We start from the raw sequence: 20,885 nt of genomic DNA, 5'->3' as shown, positions 1-20,885 counted from the left end.
CATGGAGATTCGACCAATCACCCCCCGCTATGCCGTATCCCCGCAGATCACGGTTGAAGATGTACCAGCAATAGCCGCCGCCGGCTTTGTAAAGGTGATCTGCAACCGCCCCAATGTCGAGGTCCCGCCCGTGATGCAGTCCGACGCAATCGGTGACGCCGTGCGTGCAGCGGGAATGGAATATGAGGTGCTGGAGCTGACCCATCAGACGATGACGCCCGAGAACGTGAAGCTGCAACGCGAAATGGCCGAAAACTGTGGCGGACCGGTCTTGGCCTACTGTGCGTCGGGTACGCGATGTTCCGTTGTTTGGGCTTTGGGGCAATGCGACCAAATGAGTACAGATGAAATCCTGAACGCGACGACGAATGCGGGGTATCAGTTGGAAAATTTGCGCCCTGCTTTAGACAGTCTTCGCAGCAAACTGGGTTAAACCCTCTGCGTTACGAGCCGCCCTGCTCTGGTTCAGTTGTATTCAGCCCGGCCAGTTGAGAGATTTCGGCCACCATCCGTTCAGAGTCATCCAGGATCAGATCTTCTGATAGGCCACCTCCTATCTCAGTCATGGGCACCGGGGGCGTGATTTCTGCCACGTTGGCCATCGGTTCATCCAAACTGTCCTCTGGATGGACCCCTCCGCGGCTTTCGATAAACTGATGGGCCTCAGTTCCGCTTAGCGCTGGCAGCGCAGCATGTTCGTTCAAACGAACTGCTCGCAACCCTCCGCACTGGCCCAGCCGCCCAAAACCTGCGCGCGTGCGTTCAATCGTCAGGATCTCGGTTCGGTCTAAACGCGCCCCTCTCAAGGGCAGAATGTCGCCAATTTGCATAGCGGTCAGCGTAGACAACGGCACGGTCATCCGGCACAAAGCCGCGTTCAAGTCGGCTTTCACCACACCCGAGGATTGCTCAAGTCGCGGACCTGGGTGCTCCGGGTCCTCCTCAGCCATGTCAGACACGGTTGGGGATTCTGGCACAAAGACCGAGATATTCCCTTGCCGTATCCCATTGGCCAAATCGACGGTCAGATCAAACACCCGATACGCTTCGTCTGTCAGGGCCAGCGACAGCTCCCGCAGGTTCGCAGCGCGCGATGCATACTCATGACCGTCAAGGCAAACCTGCTCTGCTGTCGGGTCGATCAGGCCAGCGGATCGGGTCAGAGCCGCTTCGACCAGAGGTGCAGACATGGCGGCATCCGTGTCTGTAAATCCCCGCGGGGCCGGATGATCCGGCAAGACCTCTCCGATGGTTTGGGTTTGAACGATGGCGGACACAAGATGCGGGTCAAGGCAAGCCGCTAAACGCCCCACATGCCCCTCAAACACCAGCAACAGCCAATCCGGGCCAATCGCGTCGACCAGATCCTCGGCAGAGCGGCTGGATTGCTTAGCCCCTATCACAGCAAGTGGCAGGTTCACGCGGTCGTTTGCGGCCCGCGCAAACCCCAGGCGCAACGCCCGCAGAACCGAGCGCGGACGGTCACCCAGGTCTTTCTGACCAACGGTCAGCTTTCGTGCCAAAGCGGCATTGACGGTTTCTGACATGACGCCGATCACCAATTGTTCTAGCAACTGGCAATAGGTTTACATCGTCGAACGTTACAAAGTTCTTTATGACCGCTTCACTGCGCCGCTTGCCGATGAGCCAAAGGCAAGCTCAGTCGAAATGCCGCGCCGCCCTGCCCCGGCAGATAGGTGATCTCACCCCCAAGTCGTTGCATGATCTCGCGGCAGATGGCCAGACCAAGCCCTGCCCCACCGGCCTTGTCGACACCAACGCGCGCAAATTTCTCGAACACCATCGAGCGCGCGCCGGGTGGAATGCCACTGCCGTTGTCGATGAAATCGATGATGACCCGCCCGCCAACGTCATATGCTGAAATTGTCAGTACCGGTTCGACCGCGTCACAGTACTTCTGTGCGTTTGAGATCAGGTTTATGAAGACCTGCCCCAACCTGTCTAAATCCGTGTGCAAGACAATCCGCTCGGCAGCGCGTGCGCGCCGTACAGTTATCTTGCGGCCTGCCCCGGCCAATGCGCTGGACACGGCGCGATCCAGAACCGAACGCAAACTATCATCGCTGATGTTAAGGTTGACTTGACCGTTTTCCAAAACACTCAGATCCAACAAATCATCCAGCAGGCGGGTTAGTCGTAACGCTTCGTCGTGGATGATCGTGGCATATCGGGTTTGTTCCTCACCGCTCAGACCTTCGGTGTCGCGCATGATTTCGGAAAACGCCCGGATCGAGGTCATCGGCGTCCGCAATTCATGACTGACCTGACTAAGGAAGTTGTCCTTTTGCGCAGACACCTGTGTGAGTTTGGAATTTGCCTCACGCAGTTGCCGCGCTGTTCGGCTAAGCTCGGAAGACTTCACCTCAAGCTGGCTGGAGTATTCCAGCAATTGCGCGGATTCATCCGCCACAGCCAGCAGATCTTCAACCGACACCGACGCGCCGCCAACGATCTGGCCGATCATTGCGTGGGCCGTGGCCGTCCCAACGGACCCGCTCAACTCGCGTTCCAGACGGCTCAGAAATCCGGGGGTAGGTTCCGGCAATTGTGACCGCCCGCCCTGCTTCTCGGCCTCGGCCTGAAAAAACTCCTGTGCGGGACCAGTGCCCAGAATGCGCTGCGTCATGATCATCAGGTCTTCGCTTTGCGCGACCGAGCCCGTCCAACCGCGCGGAGCGACCGAATGATCGAATACATTGACAAACTGCGCGCCCTGCAGCCGCTCAAGCGGGCTGGGAAAACTCAGCAAAGAGGCCACGCAGAACGCGATTGTGTTCAGCAGCAGCGACCACATCACAGAATGGACCATCGGATCGATCCCCTCGATCCCAAACAGGGCCTGCGGACGCAGCCAGCCAATTCCGAATAACCCGTTCTGCAGCACGCTTTCGGGCATTGATGCCCCACCCATTCCAGGCAACAGCAGGGTGTAGATCCAAAGAACAAACCCAACCGTCAGCCCAACAAGAGCGCCTGTTCGTGTGGCCCCGCGCCAAAAAAGACCACCAACCAAAGCAGGAAGGATCTGGGAAATCCCAGCAAAGGCGATCAAACCGATCGAGGCCAGCGCTGCACCGCCGCCCGACGCCCGGTAATAGAAATAGCCCAGCGCCATAACAACGGCGATAGACACGCGGCGGGCCATCAGAACGATATTGCGAACATCGCCCGAGACCGAGCCCGTGCCTTCCTGTGTGTTCAGCCAGATAGGCATGACGACATGGTTTGACACCATGGTCGATAGCGCCATTGCGGTCACGATTACCATTGACGTCGCAGATGAAAATCCACCGATAAAGGACAACATCGCCAGCCAATCGTTGCCCTGCGACAGGGGCACCGTCAGCACGAACAAATCTGGATTGGCCCCTTCGGGCAGCAGGTCCAGACCCACGACGGCAATCGGGACGACAAACAGGCTCATCAACAGCAGGTAGAGCGGGAATGCCCAGGCCGCGGTTCTCAGATGGCTTTCGTCGTCATTCTCGACCACCATCACCTGAAACATGCGTGGCAAGCAGATAAAGGCTGCCGCCGACAAGAAAATGAATGTCGTCCAGCGCCCGGCATCGACGTTCCACTGTCCAATTTCCGACGCGTCGATCCTTTCCATCATGGGCGCGATACCACCCGCGATGCCCCAGACGACAAAAACGCCGACTGCGATGAGTGCAAACAGTTTGACGACAGCTTCGACCGCAATCGCCGTGACCACCCCGTGGTGGCGCTCATTTACGTCCAGATTGCGCGTGCCAAAGAGAATGGCAAACATCGCCAAACCTGCCGCAACCCAAAACACACTCGAACCTTCGCGGTACAGGCCCGACGGGTCGGCCTCGGCAAAGATCGAGAAAGACAGCGTAATCGATTGTAGTTGCAGCGCGATGTAAGGTGTTCCACCCAACACCGCCAGAATGGTGACGCAGACCGCCAGTGTGTTTGACTTGCCATAGCGCGACGACAGCAGGTCCGCGATCGAGGTCACCCTTTGACTGCGCCCCACACGCACAAGTTTGCGCAACCCCCACCACCAGCTGACCATAACGAGCGTCGGACCGAGGTAGATGGTGACAAACTCTAACCCCGACCGCGCGGCATTGCCCACGGCACCGTAGAACGTCCAGGCGGTGCAATAGATCGACAGCGACAGCGTATAGATTAGGGGAGAGCGCAACCATTTCCCGCGCCCAGCCGCCGCCATGCGATCTGCCGCGAAGGCCACAGCAAACAGAAATACGACGTAGCCCAAACAAACGAGAATCAGAACGTTCACGGTGGTCATCATTCAACCCCTGTGTCTTGATCCTCGGGCGTGGGTAAACGGCGTGCAACAAAGCCAAAGATCAGACTGATCACGATCAGTGCGCCCCAGCAGACGAAGACGTAAAAGATCGCCGAGGACAGTGGCACAGCGGCATCTCCGCTGGATCGATCTGGCCACAGAAGCGGCAGTGCGAACAAAAGCGCTCCTAGAAAAGGCAGCAGCCGGGCAGCGTCCGTCAACCTGCGACGGCGGTAACTTTGACGTTCCAGAAAAACCGAAGGTCGTGCGCCCGGCGGCTGATCTTTGTCGCTCTCGCCTGACATTATAATCGCGTCGCCTGTGCATGAAGATCACGCACAGCCGTCAGCACTTCGGCGTTGGAAAACGGTTTCGTCATAAATCGGCTGACGCCGGCATTTTCCGCCATTTCCCGGTCGCGCGACTGTCCGCGCGCCGTCAGCATCAGCACGGGAAGGCCAGACAGCTCTTCCATCTCTCTGAGATCACGCAGAATATCCATGCCGCTTTTGCCCGGCAGCATGACGTCCAGAATGACCAGATCGGGCTGTGCACCCTGAATTACCTGAAGCGCGTCGGTACCGTCGCCATGAATCTCAACCTGCCAACCCTCGCGGGTCAGCAGGAACCGGATTGCCTCGGCGATATTCGGCTCGTCCTCGATCAACAGAACCTTACGGCTCATATTTTCAGTTCCTCCCAAGACCGGTCGCCCATCCCTTGGCCGGTCTTAGCCAGATTAAGCGTTCTGTCAGGAAAGTGTCAAAAACCTTCGCTTAAAATCGACGGCTCGCGGCGGGCGGAGCAATCATTTCGCGGACAGACACGGCAGTTCGGTCCAACCTCGGTAACTGCTGTTTCGAAAGCCGTCTCCGGCTCGGGACGCACCAACATGACGGATCGATAGGCCGGATCCTGATCGTATCCTGCCAGCGAATTCGGCCAGGCGTAAGCGAAACACTCGAATGTGGCCGAGGTCCGTCCGGTCTGCACAACGCGCTTGCGCACCGGCACCAGGGGGCGGTTCAAAGCTGTGAAAACCGGCCAAAGAGGGCAAGCTTCGCCGTGTCTTGGCATCACAAATCCCGGAATCGGCTTGAGAAACAAGATGCTGCCGGACGCATCGCACAGCACCAAGCCTATCGGGCCAGACACAACACTTTCGGGCAAATACGCCAAGCGTCTAAGGACCGTTGCCATGTCCACGGAAAAATGACGCGCAAGGTCAATCGGATCCGGGGCAGCGTCTTGAACAAACGAAGCAACCGCATCCATTGGCATGGCGCGCGCGTCAGCGCGGAGTGTTTTCAACATATCACGCGCAACGGCCCGGGCCGCCGCAGTGTTAAGCTCGCTCAGATCAACGGTATCGACCTCACCTCCACCCTCCAATTCCGGGAAAGCAAAGTTATGGGCCTGAAAGAACGCTTCGACCTCTTCCAAAGGTACACCGCGCGGGTCGACAGCGGTGTCGCTTTCGTCCAGAAACGTCACCAACGCCTTGGAACTGCCTGCCAACCGTTCGGCATCCTGGTGCAGGTTCTTGTGAAACCTCTCGCGCCATTCAGCCTCGATATCTTTGGTGTCTGCAAGAATCGCGGCCGTAGACCGAATCGCGGCTGCGGTCGACAAGACCTCGTGCATCGAGGCCGCCAACTGGGGATCATGCGTCAGTCGATCAGACAGCATTTCAACATTGCGTTCCAGTGAGACGACACGACGATGCATCTGTGCCAGTACCCCTGCCCAGCCTGGGAAACGCCCGGCGAACTCTTCCAGACCGTCCAACTCGGCCGTCTGACCAACCGCATCATCTGCTGCTTCGCGCAAGGCCGATACCAAGGTGGCCTCGATCCCCTTTGTCAGCACCGAAGGCTCTACCGACAAAGCTGCCGCGATATCCACCAGCAACTTGCCCCCGATCCGACGCCGATTGTGTTCGATCAGGTTCAGGTATGAGGCCGAAATCCCTGCCAATCGAGCCAACTCCGCCTGCCTGAGCCCGGCAATCTGCCGCCTCTCTCGGATACGGCTTCCCGTCAGAGTGCCACGCATGTCTGTATCCTCCTGGCCAAGGTCAAGCCGAGTTTCCGGAATTTATTTTCGAAACATAATATATATTTCCAAAGCTTAGTTCAGAATTTTCAGAATGTATTTACAATCTTGACACCAGCGCCAAGATGATCGCGCAGGTATTGCAGATCGCCATCGCACGATAAGTCGCTTCACCCCTTCTCTTCCGCGCTGTTTCCCGGCACGATACCTGCATGAGCGACCCTGCCTTCGAATATGCTCCCATCGGCCTTGTAGAGCTTGAAAACCGGATTATCCGGCGCTGCAATCTGCAATTCGCGCGCACGTTTGGCGGAGAAGAAGCTGACTATCGCAACATGCCACTGCTGCACCTCTATCCTTCGGTCGCCGATTGGGAACGGATCGGAGAGCGCAGCCTGCAGGTCATGCGCGACACCGGCTATTACACTGACGAACGCGTCATGAGACGGCGCAATGGCGATCTGTTCTGGTGTCGCGCGCGCGGTCGATCATTGACCCCCGATGACCCGTTTCGGCACGGCATCTGGAGTTTTTCGGATATCTCAGAAGAGCGACCTTTGGTTGAATTGACGGTACGTGAACGCGAAGTGGCCATTTTGTCGTGCCGCGGTTTGTCGGCCAAGGAAATCGGCGCAGAATTGGGGCTAAGCTATCGCACGATCGAAGCCTATCGCGCCCGCTTGCTTGAAAAGTTTGGCGCACGAAAACTGTCTGAACTGGTCGCGAAGCTGTCGGGGATGCCCTTGTAGGCCGACTGACCCTTTAATTTAAGCGGCAAACCAGTTCGTGATGGTGCGAGTCGGCGCTTTTCATGCACCGCTGCTTGGCCTATAACGCTGCGTAATTTGATCAGAGCCCGCAAAAACAGACGGGCCAAAGGGGAACCGTCGAGGACACTCATGACAGATACCAAACACGAAGCGGATGTGGCATTCATCAAGGCTCTGGCTGAATTGCTGCGCGAAAACGACCTGACCGAATTGCAGGTCAAACGCGAATACGGCGAAGAAGACAGCCTGAACGTGCGCGTCAGCCGTATGACACAGGCCGTTGCCGCTCCGGTTCAGGTCGCGGTGCCCGCCGCAGCCCCTGCTCCAGTTGCCGCTCCTGCGGCCGCCCCTGCCGCAGCCGAAGCCTCGGCGGCACAGGAAGACCCGGCCAGCCATCCCGGTGCCGTCACCTCACCCATGGTTGGAACGGTCTATATGCAGCCTGAGCCCGGCGCGCCTGCATTCATCTCCGTTGGCGCTGCGGTCTCGGAAGGCGACACGCTGCTGATCGTCGAAGCGATGAAAACAATGAACCACATCCACGCCCCAAAATCGGGCACGATCAAACGCATTCTGGTCGGTGATGGCGACGCTGTGGAATTCGGCACTCCTCTGGTCATCATCGAGTAAGGCAGGCCCATGTTCGATAAGATCCTGATTGCCAACCGAGGCGAGATCGCCCTGCGCGTCATCCGCGCCGCCCGCGAGATGGGGATAAAGACGGTCGCCGTCCATTCCACCGCCGACAGCGACGCGATGCATGTGCGTATGGCGGACGAATCGGTCTGCATTGGCCCTCCTCCCAGCCCGCAAAGCTATCTGTCCGTGCCCGCCATCATTTCGGCGTGCGAGATCACTGGTGCTCAGGCGATCCACCCCGGCTATGGCTTCTTGTCCGAGAATGCCGAATTCGTGCAGATCGTTGAAGACCACGACATCACCTTTATCGGCCCCACCGCCGAGCATATCCGTGTGATGGGCGACAAGATCACCGCTAAGGACACGATGAAAGCACTGGGTGTTCCCTGCGTGCCCGGATCCGACGGTGGCGTTCCCACATTGGAAGACGCCAAGCGCATCGGTGAGGAATTCGGCTATCCCGTCATCATCAAGGCTACAGCAGGTGGCGGCGGTCGCGGCATGAAGGTCGCAATGAACGCCGATGAGATGGAAAGCGCTTTCATGACCGCGCGTGCAGAAGGCAAAGCCGCCTTTGGCAATGACGAGGTCTATATCGAGAAATACCTGACCACGCCGCGCCACATCGAAATTCAGGTCTTTGGCGATGGCAAGGGTAATGCCGTGCATCTGGGTGAACGCGACTGCTCGTTGCAGCGCCGGCACCAGAAAGTGTTTGAAGAGGCCCCAGGCCCCTGCATTACGCCCGAAGAGCGCGCAAGGATCGGCAAGATCTGTGCCGACGCCGTGGCCAAGATCAACTATATCGGCGCGGGCACCATCGAGTTCCTCTATGAGAATGGCGAGTTCTATTTCATCGAAATGAACACCCGCCTTCAGGTGGAGCATCCGGTAACAGAAGGCATCTTTGGCGTCGATCTGGTGCGCGAGCAAATCCGCGTGGCCGCAGGCGAACCTATGTCATTTGGGCAAGACGATCTGGAAATCAACGGCCACGCCATTGAGGTTCGGATCAACGCCGAAAAGCTGCCGAATTTCTCGCCTTGCCCGGGTAAAATTACCGCATATCACGCGCCGGGCGGGTTGGGCGTTCGGATGGATTCAGCGCTCTATGATGGCTACTCGATCCCACCATACTATGACTCGCTGATCGCCAAACTGATCGTGCAGGGCCGCGACCGGGCCGAAGCGCTGGCGCGTCTGGAACGCGCGTTGGGAGAGTTGATCGTGGACGGCATCGATACCACAGTCCCTCTGTTCCACGCCTTGCTGCAAGAGCCCGACCTGCACAGCGGCGACTACAACATCCACTGGCTGGAGCGCTGGCTTGCGGAGAATATGGAATAGTAACCTCCAGGAACCGGAGGGCACTCGTCTTCCGGTTCCTGCATATCCCAGATGAGTCTATCTGCCGAACTTCTGCTGCACGGGTACTCCATCGGCATTTTTCCGATGGCCGAACATCGCGATGATCCCGAGCTGTTCTGGGTCGATCCAAAGTTTCGCGGCGTGTTTCCGTTGGACGGGTTCCACGTCTCGCGTAGTCTTTCACGCCGCATCCGCAATTGCGGGTTCGAAATCACGATCAATCAGGACTTTTCAGGCGTCGTGGATGGCTGTGCTGACCGGGCCGACACCTGGATCAACGCTGAACTGCACGATCTGTACCGCCAATTGCATCAGACAGGCCATGCTCATTCTCTCGAAGTCTGGGACGGGGCCGCGCTTGTGGGCGGTGTCTATGGTGTCACCTTGGGGGCGGCATTCTTTGGGGAAAGCATGTTCTCACGCCGCACGGATACGTCGAAAATCGCCCTGGCCTATCTTGTGGACCGCCTGCGACAAACCGGATTCCACCTGTTCGATACGCAGTTTCTGACCGCGCATCTGGCCTCATTGGGTGCCATCGAAATTCCACGCAGCGCTTACAAAAGAGAACTTGAAGAGGCTCTGAATCTCAGCGCTGATTTCACAACATCAATCCATCAGTCCGCAGCGGGCGTGATACAGCGGATCACCCAGACATCATAACGCGCATGGTCCAGCGCGTTCAAAGCAGGGGATGTCGCAATCATCCAACCGTCAAACAACTGATCAGCTTTCCCGGTTTCCCAAATCGTCAGATAGGCAAACGCGTCACCCGTCGGGTTATCAACCGGATAGCGGCAATCCCCCAGCGCAACATCCAAACCGAACACAGCTTCGGTCTCACCGCTTTGCATTTCAACATCGACGGTTTGACCGCTGACTTTGTCCAGCCCGCGCAACATGGCCCCCGGACCGGACTGGACCTTTTGCTGAGCAACAGCACTGGTCCCGACCATAAGAAGGGCAATCAAAACAGCGCGGATCATTCGCTGGCGTCTCCGGCCACAAACTTGACCAGCAAAGAGATCAGGCTGACCGCGCCTTGCGTATCCTCGATCTCGTCTCCGGCTTCGAAATAGAAAGGCGACCCGCCGGGCATCACTTCGACGAAATTGCCACCCAGCAGTCCTTCGGACGAAATCACAATGGCGCTGTCATCCGGCACCAGAATGCCGTCGGCAATGGTGAAGGTCGTGTCTGCACGATAGGTATCGGGGTTCAACGTGACACCGGTCACAGTTCCAATCTTGACGCCTGCAAGACGGACATCCGTGCCAACACCGACCCCTTCCAGCGACCTGAACGACGCACCAAGCTCATACCCGGCCGCACCCTGCGACAAGCCCGTCGATTGGCTGGCGTAAACGCCAAATGCCAGCGCGCCGGCCAACACGACGCCACCGACAACTACTTCGGTCCAATTATGGCTCGACATCTTCGCCTCGCTTATTCCGGGCTCCAGGCCTCATAATCCTTGCGTTCGACCGGTTCGGCCCGACGCAGCGAACCTGCAGGCGCATAAGCCATAGCAGTGCCGGTCAGGTTTTCCTGATGCGGCTTTTCCCAGGACTTATGCGGCAAAGGCTTATCTGTCGGGGGTTCATCCCAGGTACGATGCAACCAGCCGTGCCATTCGGGGTCAACTCGGCTGGCTTCAGCCTCACCGTTGAAGATTACCCAGCGTTTGCTGTCATCCGCCGTGCGATAAAACACATTGCCTTCATTGTCTTCGCCTACTTTGACGCCTTTTCGCGAAGTATAAATCTGCGTGTTCAGAGTGGACCCGTTCCACCAGGTCACGGCTCGCAAAAGACTGTTCAGGATTCCCATCGGGTGCCTCCGGCTTTTCGGTCGAGAAAAGGTATGGACCAAAGGCTCGCCAAGGTCCAGTGCCCCTGGGCCCGCATGCGTCACTCCGGCAAAAACGCGGTCACTTCAATCTCGATCCTGTATTTCGGATCGATCAGCCCACATTCAATCATTGTCGCAGCCGGAGGATTTGCGCCGAAGGTCTCTGCCAGGATCGGCCAGCACGGTTCAAACTCTGTACGATCCGGCAACATGTATGTCACCCGGACCACATCCTTGAATCCTGCACCGGCCTTTTGCAGAGCCGTTTCAATGATGCTCAACGCGGAACGGCACTGCGCGACAACATCTTCACCCTGCCCGACTGTTCCGGCCACGTGGACCCAGCCGCCCGCGACAACCGCACGACAGTATCCAACTTTCGCTTCAAATTCACCACCGGATGAGATCCGTTGAATCGCCATGCTGCTTCCTCGTTATTGATAGAGAACCGCTGACCGCTGCAACCAACAACGAAAAGGCAATCGCCAATTCAAAGGCTGCAACAGTCTTGGGGACGCTTCCCATACGACAGCGGGGGCAGAGCCCCCTACTGTCTTGTCAAACCCAATGGCCGCGAACGGGCATTTAACCTGCTGATGCCGATTCCGGCGCAGCGTCAGCGTAGATGAACAATGGTTGTGACTCGGACGAGACCGCCTCTTCGTTCACGACAACTTCACTGACGTTCTTCATGCCCGGCAGTTCGAACATGGTATCCAGCAGAATGTCTTCCAGGATCGACCGCAAGCCTCGTGCACCGGTTTTGCGCTCGATCGCCTTCTTGGCGATAGATTTCAGAGCATCGTCCGTGAAGTCGAGTTCGACATCTTCCAATTCGAACAGGCGCTGATACTGCTTGACCAAAGCGTTCTTGGGCTTGGTCAGGATCGTGACCAATGCGTCTTCGTCCAGATCTTCCAACGTTGCCAGAACCGGCAAACGTCCCACAAACTCGGGGATCAGGCCGAATTTCAGCAAATCTTCAGGCTCAAGATCCTTGAAAATCTCGCCTACGCCACGGTCGTCATTGTCACGCACATCCGCACCGAAACCCATGGCCGACCCTTTGCCGCGCTGCGCGATGATCTTGTCCAGACCGGCAAAGGCGCCGCCGCAGATGAACAGAATGTTGGTCGTATCCACTTGCAGAAATTCCTGCTGCGGATGTTTGCGTCCACCTTGCGGCGGAACACTGGCCACGGTGCCTTCCATCAGTTTCAGCAAGGCTTGCTGCACGCCCTCGCCCGAAACATCCCGTGTGATTGACGGGTTCTCGGACTTGCGCGTGATCTTGTCGACCTCGTCGATATAGACGATGCCGCGCTGCGCGCGTTCGACGTTGTACTCGCTGGCCTGAAGCAACTTGAGGATGATGTTTTCAACATCTTCGCCCACATAGCCCGCTTCGGTCAGCGTGGTTGCATCGGCCATGGTGAATGGCACGTCCAAGATACGGGCCAGTGTCTGTGCCAGAAGGGTCTTACCGCACCCAGTCGGGCCAATCAGCAGGATGTTGGACTTTGCCAGTTCAATGTCGCTGCCGGCTTTCTGAGCATGGTTCAGACGTTTGTAGTGATTGTGCACCGCAACGGAGAGAACGCGCTTGGCGGTTGCCTGCCCGATCACGTAGTCGTCCAGAACCTCGCAAATGTCTTTGGGCGTGGGGACACCATCAGACGACTTCAGCCCGCTGGCCTTGGTCTCTTCACGGATGATGTCCATGCATAGCTCGACACATTCGTCACAGATGAACACGGTCGGGCCCGCGATCAGTTTTCGCACCTCATGCTGGCTTTTCCCGCAGAAACTGCAGTAGAGCGTGTTCTTCCCGTCGCCGCCTGAATTCGTCGCCATGATCTACCTTTCGGGCCTCGTCCCAGCACCCCGGCAGGGATGCGCTTACGCCTGTTTGTGCAGCTTAGGCCAGCACTCTGGCGGCTACAATCTCAAAATGACCCCCGCGCCGATGGCGCGGAGTACTGATCTTAAGCCTCTTCCGTGTCCATTTTCGCACGGTTTTCGACGATTTCATCGATGTGGCCCCAGTCTTTCGCTTCTTCCGGGCTCATGAAATTGTCACGGTCCAGCGCCTTTTCAACCGCCTTTTTGGTCTGCCCGGTATGACGCACATAGATGTCATACAGGCGATCCTTCAGCTTTTGCGTTTCGGCCGCATGGATCATGATGTCGCTTGCCTGACCCTGATAACCACCGCTGGGCTGGTGAACCATGATCCGGCTGTTGGGCAGCGAAAACCGCATCCCTTTCTCACCACCAGCCAGCAGAACCGAACCCATCGAAGCTGCCTGACCGATCACCAATGTGGAACATTTCGGCTTAATGTACTGCATTGTATCGTAAATCGACAAACCGCTTGTCACCACACCACCAGGAGAATTGATGTAGATCGAGATTTCCTTATTCGGGTTCTCGGCCTCCAGATGCAACAGCTGCGCAACGACCAGATGGCTCATACCATCGTGAATTGGGCCGTTGATGAAGATGATCCGCTCTTTCAGCAGACGCGAGAAAATATCGTAAGCGCGTTCGCCCCGGCTGGTCTGCTCGACGACCATGGGAACGAGCGTATTCATGTAAGTATCTACGGGATCGAACATTCTGAACCTGCCTGCTTTGCTATGGATCGGGACACTACCCCAACAAGTATTACCCGAGTCTTAGTGTCGGCTCGGGGGGGCTGCAAGGGGGGCAAGTGAGAACGATGCAGGAAAGTGGGGTGTGAACAAATCTGCGCAGAGTAGGCCACGTCGTTCACACTCCGGAATGGTCGAAAATGTGCAACCTCCACCCTACGGTCGTGGTCGACGGGGAAAGAGAGCTTCGGTTTCCCGTTCACTCATCACGGTATTTTGATTTATACATATAGTGCAAAATGCCCGAAACATGTACGTAGCTGTAACACGGCATCAACGCGTTGTGATATGATAACGTAACTTTAAGAATGGGTTGGCAAGGAACAAGATCAATGGCACTTCCCCAACTATCACGGGACATGACCCCTGAAGACTTTGACCGCATGGTCGAAAACGCCACTCGTGCGTCCAATTTTCTAAAGGCAATCAGCCACGAAGGGCGCTTGATGATCTTGTGTCACCTGGTGTCAGGCGAGAAGTCCGTAACAGAATTGGAAGAGCTTTTGTCCGCTCGGCAAGCCGCCGTGTCCCAGCAGTTGTCACGTCTGCGCCTGGAAGGTTTGGTCATCCCACGACGGGAAGGAAAAGCGATTTACTATCGATTGGCAGACGACCGTCCCCAGCGGATGCTCGAAGTTATCTACGAACTGTTCTGTGGCGAAGACGCCTCCTAACGGCTGGTTTCATTGGCGGGAAACTGCTACCGAAACGCCATCGAGCACGAAGGAGACGATTATGATCCGTGTAATTCTTATTGGCCTGAGCCTGTTTGCCCTTACCGCCTGCGAGACTGCAAAAGGTGCGGGCAAAGACATTGAAAAGGCCGGGGACGCCATCCAGGACGCTGCGACAGACGTGCAGGAGAACCTGTAAGCGTTCGTTGGCCTTGCGCAGTGCAACGATCTTTTTCGCAAAAGACGGATTACTGCGCCTGACGCAAAAGCACGCGCCACGGTTGCGCAGCCTCAAAGCGGCTTTTTTCTAAACACAAAATCGGGGCTCTTTTGCACGCGCGAAAGAGCCCCGTTCCCGTTCATCTGGGGGTGAGTGGTAGCCTGTATAAAACCTTAAACCGGCAAAGGAAAAGGCGTCAGGTGCGAAGACGTTGTCTTTGCGAGTACCCTTTCGGATACGCCTGACGCCTTACCGGGTCGATGCGCCCCAAGGAACGCTCCGATCCTTTTGCCTCAGCCCCTTTTGGGGGCTGTGACCACTGCTGCAACCCCTAAGGGTCACGCAGCTTGCATCGGTCGTCAAAGAGGATAGTCAACTGGCGCGGGCTCATCGCCCGATCACAACTGACCTTAACGGTAAGTCTTTGAAGATCCAAGACAATCCTAAGATTCTCTCAACCTCTCCAAACCTCTGGACCTTTGCTTACCGCCTTCGGTTCCGAGGACCCTAGGCGATGTATGCACAGTTGCATTCCCGTCCGCGCCCGGCAAGAAAATAGCACTGCAGCATGAAAAATAGACGGGGATAAAGTGTTGATATCCGGCGGGACATTTCTGTGGATAATCCGAGAAAGCGCGACACCGTGCAGGGTTGAACGGATGCTTGACCAAACGTCACGCGATCGCCCTTTTTTCAGACAATGCTGCAAGTGCAAACAGAGCCGCACGGCCCTTTAGGTGAAAACTGCCGCGTTTAGTCACCTGTCAGAGCCCTAAATTATCGAATCGTTAAGCCGAACAGCCCGATATTTCGCCGCACCATTTCAATTGCCAGCACCCCGAGACCGCCTTGGACCGTGTGAAAGCACTTGTCGCGTATGATGGTTTCAGTACTGAGAAGCGGTCCGACCCGGCCGACGACCGGCCACTGTGCCGTGTCCACGGCGAGGCGGCGGTCCAAACCCCCTACGGTCCGACCGGGTCGGAACCGCTTCAGTTCACCTGTCGTTCCAGAACGGTGCTGTACGTCGTCCCGGTCCGCAGGCTACGGAAATCCGCATAGATCCTCCCATCTTCGTACCGCGCATCAATCAGCGCGTTCACTCCAATATCCGGTTCGTTCGAGCTTTCGACGATTCCGATCTTCCCCGAACCGTCCAGACTGATTGAGCCGGTGGCCTCATACAGCGTCCAGTCATCCATGGCATTACGCCGCCACATGCTGGGACCCCAGAAAACGTTGTCCTGCTGAGCCTGTATGTCGAGCACCCATTCCGACTGATTGAAACGAGGCAAATCGCTGGTGCCTGAATTCGAAGGCGACACGGTGGACTGAGTGGCGGCCCAGGTACCACGCAGGTCTGGTGTGTTATCTGCCATTGCCGCTGTTCCAAGGGTGAGGGTCGTGGCCAAAGCGGCTGCTCCGGCAGTCATGTATCTGGTCATAGGCTCTCTCCTTCTGTCTGCCGAACAGATTGGGAGGGCGCGTGGCGGTTACAACTTACCTAAAGTAAACTTCACAAACCGTTCAGGTTACGGGGCGCGGGAACCAATCAACACATACTGAAAACTCGCCTTTTTCCTTCCCACGGCAATCAACTCAACTTAAAGACTGGGTTCGATACACCCGGCCAGCCCGGCAGGAAAAAGCAAAAAGGCCCAAATGCACTTTCCCAAACGACACCATCGCGCCTTCAAAAGTGCAGTTCGGCGCTTCCGAAGTGAGTTTTCGCAGTTTGTGCTGGAACAAAGCGGCTCTGAAGTGCTGTGCGGGCCGATGAAAGGCTTTCGCTTTACCGAAAACGCCTTTTGGGGCGGGCACTCTGATACCGCCACAAAGATCTTTGGCCTTTATGAGCAGCAGAATCTTGGCATTCTGAGCAACTCGGAAAAATCCGTGCTGGTGGATATTGGCGCGGCCGATGGCTTTTGGGGCGTTGGCCTCGTCTCGACCGGAAACTTTGAGAAAAGCGTGTGCTTTGAGGTATCGGCCAAGGGCCGTGAGGTCATCCGCGAGACAGCCGAGCATAACGGTGTCGGCGACCGCGTGACCGTATTTGGCGACGCGCTGGATAACACCGCCGAGAATATCGCAAGCGTTGCCCCCGAACCTGGTGACATTTTCTTTCTGATCGACATCGAGGGCGTGGAATTCAGCCTGCTGACCGAAGACTTCCTGACCCAGTATCGCCAGTCGGAATTCCTGATCGAACTGCATCCTCAGATGGTCGAGAACGGCCCAGCCAAGCTGAGGGCCATCGAAGATTTTTGCGGTCAGTATTTTCAGGTCACTTATGTGGACGGCAGCGTTCGCGACACGTCAGAGATGGATAAAATCCTCAAGCTGGGGGATGATTTCAAATGGCCGATCATCTCGGAAGGGCGCGGGTTTCCGATGCAATGGCTGCATCTGGAGCCGCGCGGATAAGGTATTTGGCCTGAGCGAACAGAGCGCGTCAGGCCCAGGCCAGCGCCGTGCCGATCAGAACCAGAGCGATCCCCGCAACTTCGCGGTATGAGAAGTTCTCGCCAAACAGAAAGAATGAGGCGACGGCGATCAGAATGACCTCGGCCCCCAGAATACCCGTATAGATGATGCCCAACCGCTCCTCACGCAGGGCAGCGAGTTCCAGCGTTGCGGCGGCCAGCAATGTCGCGACGATCAGAAGGGTCAGACCCACACCGGGGATCTTCCACCAGAACTTCATCGAGATCATGGCCACGGAATAAAGACCCGCCGACCCAAGGGCGATGAGGGGGATCATGGATGTGGACATCTGGGCCTCCTGCCGAGGTTGCCGTTAGGTCAAGTGTAGCAGGTGGGCGGGTTTGGGGCTGTGAGGTTGGTCACACCCATCCAAATCATCCGTAGGGCGGGCTTCAGCCCGCCATCAAACCAATCCGATCCATGCACATCGGCGTTGGGTCAGGTGAGTGGCGGGCTGAAGCCCGCCCTACAGCGATTGAAACTCGTTTGATCAGCAGAACTCAGGGCAGCGCCGGCCCGATGGGAGGCGCAAACGCGCCGCCCCATGGGCGCGGATCGGCGCATCCCGGCGGTGCCGCCGGGCAAATGTTCACATTTTAGTCCAGAACTCTGGTCAATATCATTATGAAACAATTTACTTAGACCCGGGCAATCTCGGGAGAAACGGGAGGGCGGCTCTTATTTTTTCGTAGTATTTTTTTACAATCCCGGGACTACTGGATTCCACCAAACCAAGAATTGACGCCACGCTTCCCGCGGTACCCAATGCAACTGCAGGATCGACGGCAATAAAGAAACTAGTAACAAACAGAAAGCGACCAAGCATTATTGAGCCATTTTTGATTGCTTCTACACGCCTGCGGCGCAAAGCTTTCTTCCGTTCTGGATCGCTGGTCAGTATTTCCGCTTCCGCTTGCTCTTCGATCTCGCGGCCGATATCTTTCAGGAGAGTAGAAATATCGCTATCAAAGAGCGTTTGCCCATCGCTATCCTTTGCATTTTCAATAACTTGCGCAACTTCCTGAAACTCTTTTCCACTCGGCAAGTCCGCGTCGTCCGGGACATGAGCGGCATCTACTTTTTGAGCTTTAGCCAACGCTTCTTTGTAATGAAGACGCATTAGTTCATTGTGATCCGCCGCAAAACCATCGAGCGATTGACGATCCCAATCGTTTACTCCAAAAACAATGTCGTCGTTTGAAGAAGCCCTGAAAATGTTAGTTCCTAGACGAAACAGTTTTCGGGGGTTGGGGCGCTTTTTCTCTGTTTCTTTAGCGTAATACTTTAATGCTTCGACCATACGCGAAACGTTTGCGTTTGCACCTTTTTCCAAAGAAAGAGCGAGGTCTTCAGCTTGAGAGCCTAAACTCTCCAACAGGTCCTTTTTGTCTTGCTCAATCTCCTCGATTTCGGCTTCAACTACATCTAGATTGAATGGTACCGCGACTACTCTTTGTTCTTCTGCATCAAATCTAAAATCTGTAAGTGCAGCATCCAAAATCGAATTATCGGCAGTTTTCTTGGCTTCTACTGCATCCAGCTCTACATCCAAGTTTCGTTTACCTTGGAGCTTTGTAGCTTCACGGTCCCTGAAAAACCTAATTGCGCCAACAAGCCTCAGTCGGGTATTTTTATTTGGATAAGTTTCGCTGCGCTCATAATTCCCGATAGTCGCCTGAGAGACACCGGTTTTGTCACCCCACTCCTTTTGAGTGCCCACTCTAAATCGAACTTTCTTGAAGTCCTTATGATTGAAAATATCTTGCTCGACTAATTGCTCGTTCAGCTTATCGAGCGCAGTCACGTTTCTCAATATTGTGGTTTTTCGCCAACGAATGATTTCTTGGAGAAGATCTGAACCTTCTTTGCTCCAATCAATTTTGAAGTCTTCCATTAGTTAACTTTCAGAGATTTGGGGTTTGCGACCCAAGTTTGAATTTTAAAAGATAGAGAAACCAAATCAAAAAACGCCTCAATACGGTTTCCCTAAAACAGCTCAAAACAGCCTCAACTATCCATCTTCAACGCTGAGATGAACGCCTCCTGCGGGATATCCACCTTCCCGAACTGGCGCATCTTCTTCTTACCCGCCTTCTGCTTGTCCAGCAGTTTGCGTTTCCGCGTCGCATCGCCTCCGTAGCATTTGGCGGTCACGTCCTTGCGCAGCGCCGAGAGGGTCTCGCGGGCGATGACCTTGCCTCCGATGGCGGCCTGGATCGGGATTTTGAACATGTGGCGCGGGATCAGGTCTTTGAGCTTTTCGCACATCGCCCGGCCCCGCATCTCGGCCCGGTCGCGGTGGACCATGGTTGACAGCGCATCGACCGGTTCGTCATTCACCAGCACCGACATCTTGACCAGATTATCCTGCGTGTAGCCGGTCATCTGGTAGTCGAACGAGGCATAGCCCTTGGTCACCGATTTCAGGCGGTCGTAGAAGTCAAAGACAACCTCGTTCAGCGGCAGGTCATAGACGACCATGGCGCGGCTGCCCGCATAGGTCAGGTCCAGTTGGATGCCCCGGCGGTCCTGACACAGTTTCAGCACATCGCCGAGGTACTCGTCAGGCACCAGAATGGTCGCCTTGATACGCGGTTCCTCGATATGGTCGACCTTGGACGGGTCGGGCATGTCGGCGGGGTTGTGCAGCTCGATCATCTCGCCGTCTTTCATGTAGACGTGATAGATCACCGACGGCGCGGTTGTGATAAGCTCGATATCATATTCGCGTTCAATGCGGTCGCGGATGACCTCAAGGTGCAACAGGCCCAGAAAGCCGCAGCGGAAGCCAAAGCCCAGCGCGGCCGAGGTTTCCATTTCAAAGCTGAAGCTGGCGTCGTTCAGGGCCAGCTTGTCGATGGCGTCGCGCAGGTCTTCAAATTCGGCCGAGTCCACAGGAAACAGGCCACAGAACACCACCGGCTGCGCGGGTTTGAACCCGTCCAGTGCGTCCTCAGTCCCGTTGCGGTCATTGGTGATAGTGTCACCGACGCGGGTGTCGCGGACCTGTTTGATGGATGCGGTCAGAAAACCGATCTCACCGGGGCCGAGGCTGTCGACCATCTCCATCTCGGGCCGGAAGACTCCCACACGGTCCACATGGTGCAGGGTGTTGTTCGACATGAACTTGACCCGCATCCCCTTTTTCAATGTACCGTCCATGATGCGGACCAGAACGATCACGCCCAAATAAGCGTCGTACCATGAATCCACCAGCATCGCCTTGAGCGGCGCGTCCAGATTGCCCTGCGGTGCGGGCAGCTGTTTCACGATGGCTTCCAGCGTTTCGTGGATGCCCTGCCCCGTCTTGGCGCTGACCTGAATGGCGTCGGTCGCGTCAATGCCGATCACGTCTTCGATCTGTTCGGCCACGCGGTCGCAGTCGGAGGCAGGCAGGTCGATCTTGTTCAGCACCGGTACGATTTCGTGGTCGGCATCAATGGCCTGATACACGTTGGCCAGCGTCTGCGCCTCGACCCCTTGGGTCGAGTCCACAACCAGCAGCGATCCCTCGACCGCACGCATGGACCGTGAGACCTCATAGGCAAAATCCACGTGGCCGGGGGTGTCGATCAGGTTCAGCACATAGTGCTCGCCGTCATCCGCCGTATAGTCGATGCGAACCGTGTTGGCCTTGATTGTGATACCGCGTTCGCGCTCAATATCCATGCTGTCGAGCAGCTGTTCCTTCATGTCGCGATCCTTGACCGTTCCGGTCTCTTGGATGAGCCGGTCAGCAAGGGTGGATTTGCCATGGTCGATATGCGCGACGATGGAGAAATTGCGGATATGAGCGAGGTCAGTCATGGGTTGGGGATATGTAGAGGAATCGTGGGTTGGTCAATAGAAACGCGTCGAGTTTTG

General features: G+C 56.4%; 24 protein-coding genes. 9 read left to right on the top strand and 15 right to left on the bottom strand.

All coding sequences use genetic code 11. The annotated features are described in order from the left end of the window. Position 1: 1 nt before the first annotated feature. Entirely contained in the window at positions 2-433 is a 432-nt protein-coding gene (locus AC2FNU_RS14420; protein ID WP_496789673.1) for a protein tyrosine phosphatase family protein, read from the top strand. A 10-nt stretch (positions 434-443) separates the two neighbouring features. Here AC2FNU_RS14420 and AC2FNU_RS14415 read toward each other — a convergent pair whose 3' ends face one another. The 5 genes from AC2FNU_RS14415 to AC2FNU_RS14395 form a co-directional block, all read right to left on the bottom strand. Further along, on the bottom strand, positions 444-1,547 hold the full coding sequence (locus AC2FNU_RS14415; protein ID WP_496789669.1) for a FliM/FliN family flagellar motor C-terminal domain-containing protein: 1,104 nt from the start codon (positions 1,545-1,547) through the stop codon (positions 444-446). Positions 1,548-1,624: 77 nt separating this feature from the next. Further along, positions 1,625-4,303 carry an ATP-binding protein gene (locus AC2FNU_RS14410; RefSeq protein ID WP_496789664.1) on the bottom strand — a complete coding sequence of 893 codons (2,679 nt, stop codon included), beginning with the start codon at positions 4,301-4,303 and terminating at the stop codon, positions 1,625-1,627. Next, positions 4,303-4,608, bottom strand: a complete 306-nt coding sequence (locus AC2FNU_RS14405) for a hypothetical protein (RefSeq protein ID WP_496789659.1) — start codon at positions 4,606-4,608, stop codon at positions 4,303-4,305. The genes AC2FNU_RS14410 and AC2FNU_RS14405 overlap by 1 nt, the downstream gene beginning before the upstream one ends. After that, positions 4,608-4,988 carry a response regulator transcription factor gene (locus tag AC2FNU_RS14400; RefSeq protein ID WP_496789656.1) on the bottom strand — a complete coding sequence of 127 codons (381 nt, stop codon included), beginning with the start codon at positions 4,986-4,988 and terminating at the stop codon, positions 4,608-4,610. The genes AC2FNU_RS14405 and AC2FNU_RS14400 overlap by 1 nt, the downstream gene beginning before the upstream one ends. Positions 4,989-5,065: 77 nt before the next feature. Continuing rightward, entirely contained in the window at positions 5,066-6,358 is a 1,293-nt protein-coding gene (locus tag AC2FNU_RS14395; protein ID WP_496789652.1) for a helix-turn-helix domain-containing protein, read from the bottom strand. A gap of 212 nt (positions 6,359-6,570) precedes the next feature. On the opposite strand from AC2FNU_RS14395, the gene AC2FNU_RS14390 reads away from it, so the two are divergent. The 4 genes from AC2FNU_RS14390 (at position 6,571) to aat (ending at position 9,798) form a co-directional block, all read left to right on the top strand. Further along, complete coding sequence (locus tag AC2FNU_RS14390; protein WP_152457352.1) at positions 6,571-7,107, top strand: LuxR C-terminal-related transcriptional regulator; 537 nt, start codon at positions 6,571-6,573, stop codon at positions 7,105-7,107. A gap of 150 nt (positions 7,108-7,257) precedes the next feature. Then, the gene (gene accB / locus AC2FNU_RS14385) at positions 7,258-7,758 is read left to right on the top strand and encodes an acetyl-CoA carboxylase biotin carboxyl carrier protein (protein ID WP_496789648.1); all 501 of its coding nucleotides are present in this window, start codon (positions 7,258-7,260) and stop codon (positions 7,756-7,758) included. A 9-nt stretch (positions 7,759-7,767) separates the two neighbouring features. After that, the gene (gene accC, locus AC2FNU_RS14380) at positions 7,768-9,114 is read left to right on the top strand and encodes an acetyl-CoA carboxylase biotin carboxylase subunit (protein WP_496789643.1); all 1,347 of its coding nucleotides are present in this window, start codon (positions 7,768-7,770) and stop codon (positions 9,112-9,114) included. A 51-nt stretch (positions 9,115-9,165) separates the two neighbouring features. Continuing rightward, a complete protein-coding gene (gene aat / locus AC2FNU_RS14375; protein WP_496789639.1) occupies positions 9,166-9,798 on the top strand; it encodes a leucyl/phenylalanyl-tRNA--protein transferase in 633 nt (210 codons plus the stop codon). On the opposite strand, the gene AC2FNU_RS14370 is transcribed toward aat, so the two are convergent. The 6 genes from AC2FNU_RS14370 to AC2FNU_RS14345 form a co-directional block, all read right to left on the bottom strand. Then, on the bottom strand, positions 9,753-10,121 hold the full coding sequence (locus tag AC2FNU_RS14370; protein WP_496789636.1) for a DUF2155 domain-containing protein: 369 nt from the start codon (positions 10,119-10,121) through the stop codon (positions 9,753-9,755). The two genes, aat and AC2FNU_RS14370, sit on opposite strands and share 46 nt — an antisense overlap. After that, on the bottom strand, positions 10,118-10,570 hold the full coding sequence (gene mlaD / locus AC2FNU_RS14365; protein WP_496789631.1) for an outer membrane lipid asymmetry maintenance protein MlaD: 453 nt from the start codon (positions 10,568-10,570) through the stop codon (positions 10,118-10,120). The genes AC2FNU_RS14370 and mlaD overlap by 4 nt, the downstream gene beginning before the upstream one ends. Positions 10,571-10,581: 11 nt before the next feature. Then, entirely contained in the window at positions 10,582-10,965 is a 384-nt protein-coding gene (locus tag AC2FNU_RS14360) for an NADH:ubiquinone oxidoreductase subunit NDUFA12 (protein ID WP_171094011.1), read from the bottom strand. A gap of 80 nt (positions 10,966-11,045) precedes the next feature. Continuing rightward, entirely contained in the window at positions 11,046-11,408 is a 363-nt protein-coding gene (locus tag AC2FNU_RS14355) for a RidA family protein (protein WP_496789626.1), read from the bottom strand. Between the two features lie 163 nt (positions 11,409-11,571). Continuing rightward, complete coding sequence (gene clpX / locus AC2FNU_RS14350; RefSeq protein ID WP_171094016.1) at positions 11,572-12,840, bottom strand: ATP-dependent Clp protease ATP-binding subunit ClpX; 1,269 nt, start codon at positions 12,838-12,840, stop codon at positions 11,572-11,574. Between the two features lie 131 nt (positions 12,841-12,971). Then, entirely contained in the window at positions 12,972-13,604 is a 633-nt protein-coding gene (locus AC2FNU_RS14345; RefSeq protein WP_170530866.1) for an ATP-dependent Clp protease proteolytic subunit, read from the bottom strand. A gap of 368 nt (positions 13,605-13,972) precedes the next feature. On the opposite strand from AC2FNU_RS14345, the gene AC2FNU_RS14340 reads away from it, so the two are divergent. Continuing rightward, positions 13,973-14,314, top strand: a complete 342-nt coding sequence (locus AC2FNU_RS14340; protein WP_496789617.1) for an ArsR/SmtB family transcription factor — start codon at positions 13,973-13,975, stop codon at positions 14,312-14,314. A gap of 61 nt (positions 14,315-14,375) precedes the next feature. Continuing rightward, positions 14,376-14,513 carry an entericidin A/B family lipoprotein gene (locus tag AC2FNU_RS14335; protein ID WP_171094020.1) on the top strand — a complete coding sequence of 46 codons (138 nt, stop codon included), beginning with the start codon at positions 14,376-14,378 and terminating at the stop codon, positions 14,511-14,513. Positions 14,514-15,526: 1,013 nt separating this feature from the next. Here the strand turns inward: AC2FNU_RS14335 and AC2FNU_RS14330 are convergent. After that, positions 15,527-15,979, bottom strand: a complete 453-nt coding sequence (locus AC2FNU_RS14330) for a hypothetical protein (protein ID WP_496789611.1) — start codon at positions 15,977-15,979, stop codon at positions 15,527-15,529. 331 nt (positions 15,980-16,310) lie between these two features. On the opposite strand from AC2FNU_RS14330, the gene AC2FNU_RS14325 reads away from it, so the two are divergent. Continuing rightward, positions 16,311-16,961, top strand: coding sequence for a hypothetical protein (locus AC2FNU_RS14325; protein WP_496789607.1), 651 nt, complete (start codon positions 16,311-16,313; stop codon positions 16,959-16,961). 28 nt (positions 16,962-16,989) lie between these two features. Here the strand turns inward: AC2FNU_RS14325 and AC2FNU_RS14320 are convergent, their stop codons facing one another. Next, entirely contained in the window at positions 16,990-17,310 is a 321-nt protein-coding gene (locus AC2FNU_RS14320; protein WP_496789604.1) for a hypothetical protein, read from the bottom strand. Positions 17,311-17,441: 131 nt separating this feature from the next. Here AC2FNU_RS14320 and AC2FNU_RS14315 point away from each other — a divergent pair, with 131 nt between their 5' ends. Beyond that, positions 17,442-17,621 carry a hypothetical protein gene (locus AC2FNU_RS14315; protein WP_496789601.1) on the top strand — a complete coding sequence of 60 codons (180 nt, stop codon included), beginning with the start codon at positions 17,442-17,444 and terminating at the stop codon, positions 17,619-17,621. Positions 17,622-17,655: 34 nt separating this feature from the next. Here the strand turns inward: AC2FNU_RS14315 and AC2FNU_RS14310 are convergent, their stop codons facing one another. Together AC2FNU_RS14310 and lepA are read right to left on the bottom strand one after the other, a co-directional pair. Further along, positions 17,656-18,915, bottom strand: coding sequence for a hypothetical protein (locus AC2FNU_RS14310; RefSeq protein WP_496789598.1), 1,260 nt, complete (start codon positions 18,913-18,915; stop codon positions 17,656-17,658). Positions 18,916-19,028: 113 nt separating this feature from the next. Next, on the bottom strand, positions 19,029-20,828 hold the full coding sequence (lepA, locus tag AC2FNU_RS14305; protein ID WP_496789595.1) for a translation elongation factor 4: 1,800 nt from the start codon (positions 20,826-20,828) through the stop codon (positions 19,029-19,031). Positions 20,829-20,885 lie beyond the last annotated feature (57 nt).

It is taken from the genome of Ruegeria sp. BHSB064, assembly GCF_059613205.1.
The sequence above is the reverse complement of the archived record's forward strand: the minus strand, read 5'-3'. Positions and strand labels throughout refer to the sequence as shown.

What these genes read in the sequence shown, in the direction of transcription:
- AC2FNU_RS14420 (WP_496789673.1), top strand. Translation starts at nt 2, where the DNA reads ATGGAGATTCGACCAATCACCCCCCGCTATGCCGTATCCCCGCAGATC.
- AC2FNU_RS14415 (WP_496789669.1), bottom strand. Translation starts at nt 1,547, where the DNA reads ATGTCAGAAACCGTCAATGCCGCTTTGGCACGAAAGCTGACCGTTGGT.
- AC2FNU_RS14410 (WP_496789664.1), bottom strand. Translation starts at nt 4,303, where the DNA reads ATGACCACCGTGAACGTTCTGATTCTCGTTTGTTTGGGCTACGTCGTA.
- AC2FNU_RS14405 (WP_496789659.1), bottom strand. Translation starts at nt 4,608, where the DNA reads ATGTCAGGCGAGAGCGACAAAGATCAGCCGCCGGGCGCACGACCTTCG.
- AC2FNU_RS14400 (WP_496789656.1), bottom strand. Translation starts at nt 4,988, where the DNA reads ATGAGCCGTAAGGTTCTGTTGATCGAGGACGAGCCGAATATCGCCGAG.
- AC2FNU_RS14395 (WP_496789652.1), bottom strand. Translation starts at nt 6,358, where the DNA reads ATGCGTGGCACTCTGACGGGAAGCCGTATCCGAGAGAGGCGGCAGATT.
- AC2FNU_RS14390 (WP_152457352.1), top strand. Translation starts at nt 6,571, where the DNA reads ATGAGCGACCCTGCCTTCGAATATGCTCCCATCGGCCTTGTAGAGCTT.
- accB (WP_496789648.1), top strand. Translation starts at nt 7,258, where the DNA reads ATGACAGATACCAAACACGAAGCGGATGTGGCATTCATCAAGGCTCTG.
- accC (WP_496789643.1), top strand. Translation starts at nt 7,768, where the DNA reads ATGTTCGATAAGATCCTGATTGCCAACCGAGGCGAGATCGCCCTGCGC.
- aat (WP_496789639.1), top strand. Translation starts at nt 9,166, where the DNA reads ATGAGTCTATCTGCCGAACTTCTGCTGCACGGGTACTCCATCGGCATT.
- AC2FNU_RS14370 (WP_496789636.1), bottom strand. Translation starts at nt 10,121, where the DNA reads ATGATCCGCGCTGTTTTGATTGCCCTTCTTATGGTCGGGACCAGTGCT.
- mlaD (WP_496789631.1), bottom strand. Translation starts at nt 10,570, where the DNA reads ATGTCGAGCCATAATTGGACCGAAGTAGTTGTCGGTGGCGTCGTGTTG.
- AC2FNU_RS14360 (WP_171094011.1), bottom strand. Translation starts at nt 10,965, where the DNA reads ATGGGAATCCTGAACAGTCTTTTGCGAGCCGTGACCTGGTGGAACGGG.
- AC2FNU_RS14355 (WP_496789626.1), bottom strand. Translation starts at nt 11,408, where the DNA reads ATGGCGATTCAACGGATCTCATCCGGTGGTGAATTTGAAGCGAAAGTT.
- clpX (WP_171094016.1), bottom strand. Translation starts at nt 12,840, where the DNA reads ATGGCGACGAATTCAGGCGGCGACGGGAAGAACACGCTCTACTGCAGT.
- AC2FNU_RS14345 (WP_170530866.1), bottom strand. Translation starts at nt 13,604, where the DNA reads ATGTTCGATCCCGTAGATACTTACATGAATACGCTCGTTCCCATGGTC.
- AC2FNU_RS14340 (WP_496789617.1), top strand. Translation starts at nt 13,973, where the DNA reads ATGGCACTTCCCCAACTATCACGGGACATGACCCCTGAAGACTTTGAC.
- AC2FNU_RS14335 (WP_171094020.1), top strand. Translation starts at nt 14,376, where the DNA reads ATGATCCGTGTAATTCTTATTGGCCTGAGCCTGTTTGCCCTTACCGCC.
- AC2FNU_RS14330 (WP_496789611.1), bottom strand. Translation starts at nt 15,979, where the DNA reads ATGACCAGATACATGACTGCCGGAGCAGCCGCTTTGGCCACGACCCTC.
- AC2FNU_RS14325 (WP_496789607.1), top strand. Translation starts at nt 16,311, where the DNA reads ATGAAAGGCTTTCGCTTTACCGAAAACGCCTTTTGGGGCGGGCACTCT.
- AC2FNU_RS14320 (WP_496789604.1), bottom strand. Translation starts at nt 17,310, where the DNA reads ATGTCCACATCCATGATCCCCCTCATCGCCCTTGGGTCGGCGGGTCTT.
- AC2FNU_RS14315 (WP_496789601.1), top strand. Translation starts at nt 17,442, where the DNA reads ATGCACATCGGCGTTGGGTCAGGTGAGTGGCGGGCTGAAGCCCGCCCT.
- AC2FNU_RS14310 (WP_496789598.1), bottom strand. Translation starts at nt 18,915, where the DNA reads ATGGAAGACTTCAAAATTGATTGGAGCAAAGAAGGTTCAGATCTTCTC.
- lepA (WP_496789595.1), bottom strand. Translation starts at nt 20,828, where the DNA reads ATGACTGACCTCGCTCATATCCGCAATTTCTCCATCGTCGCGCATATC.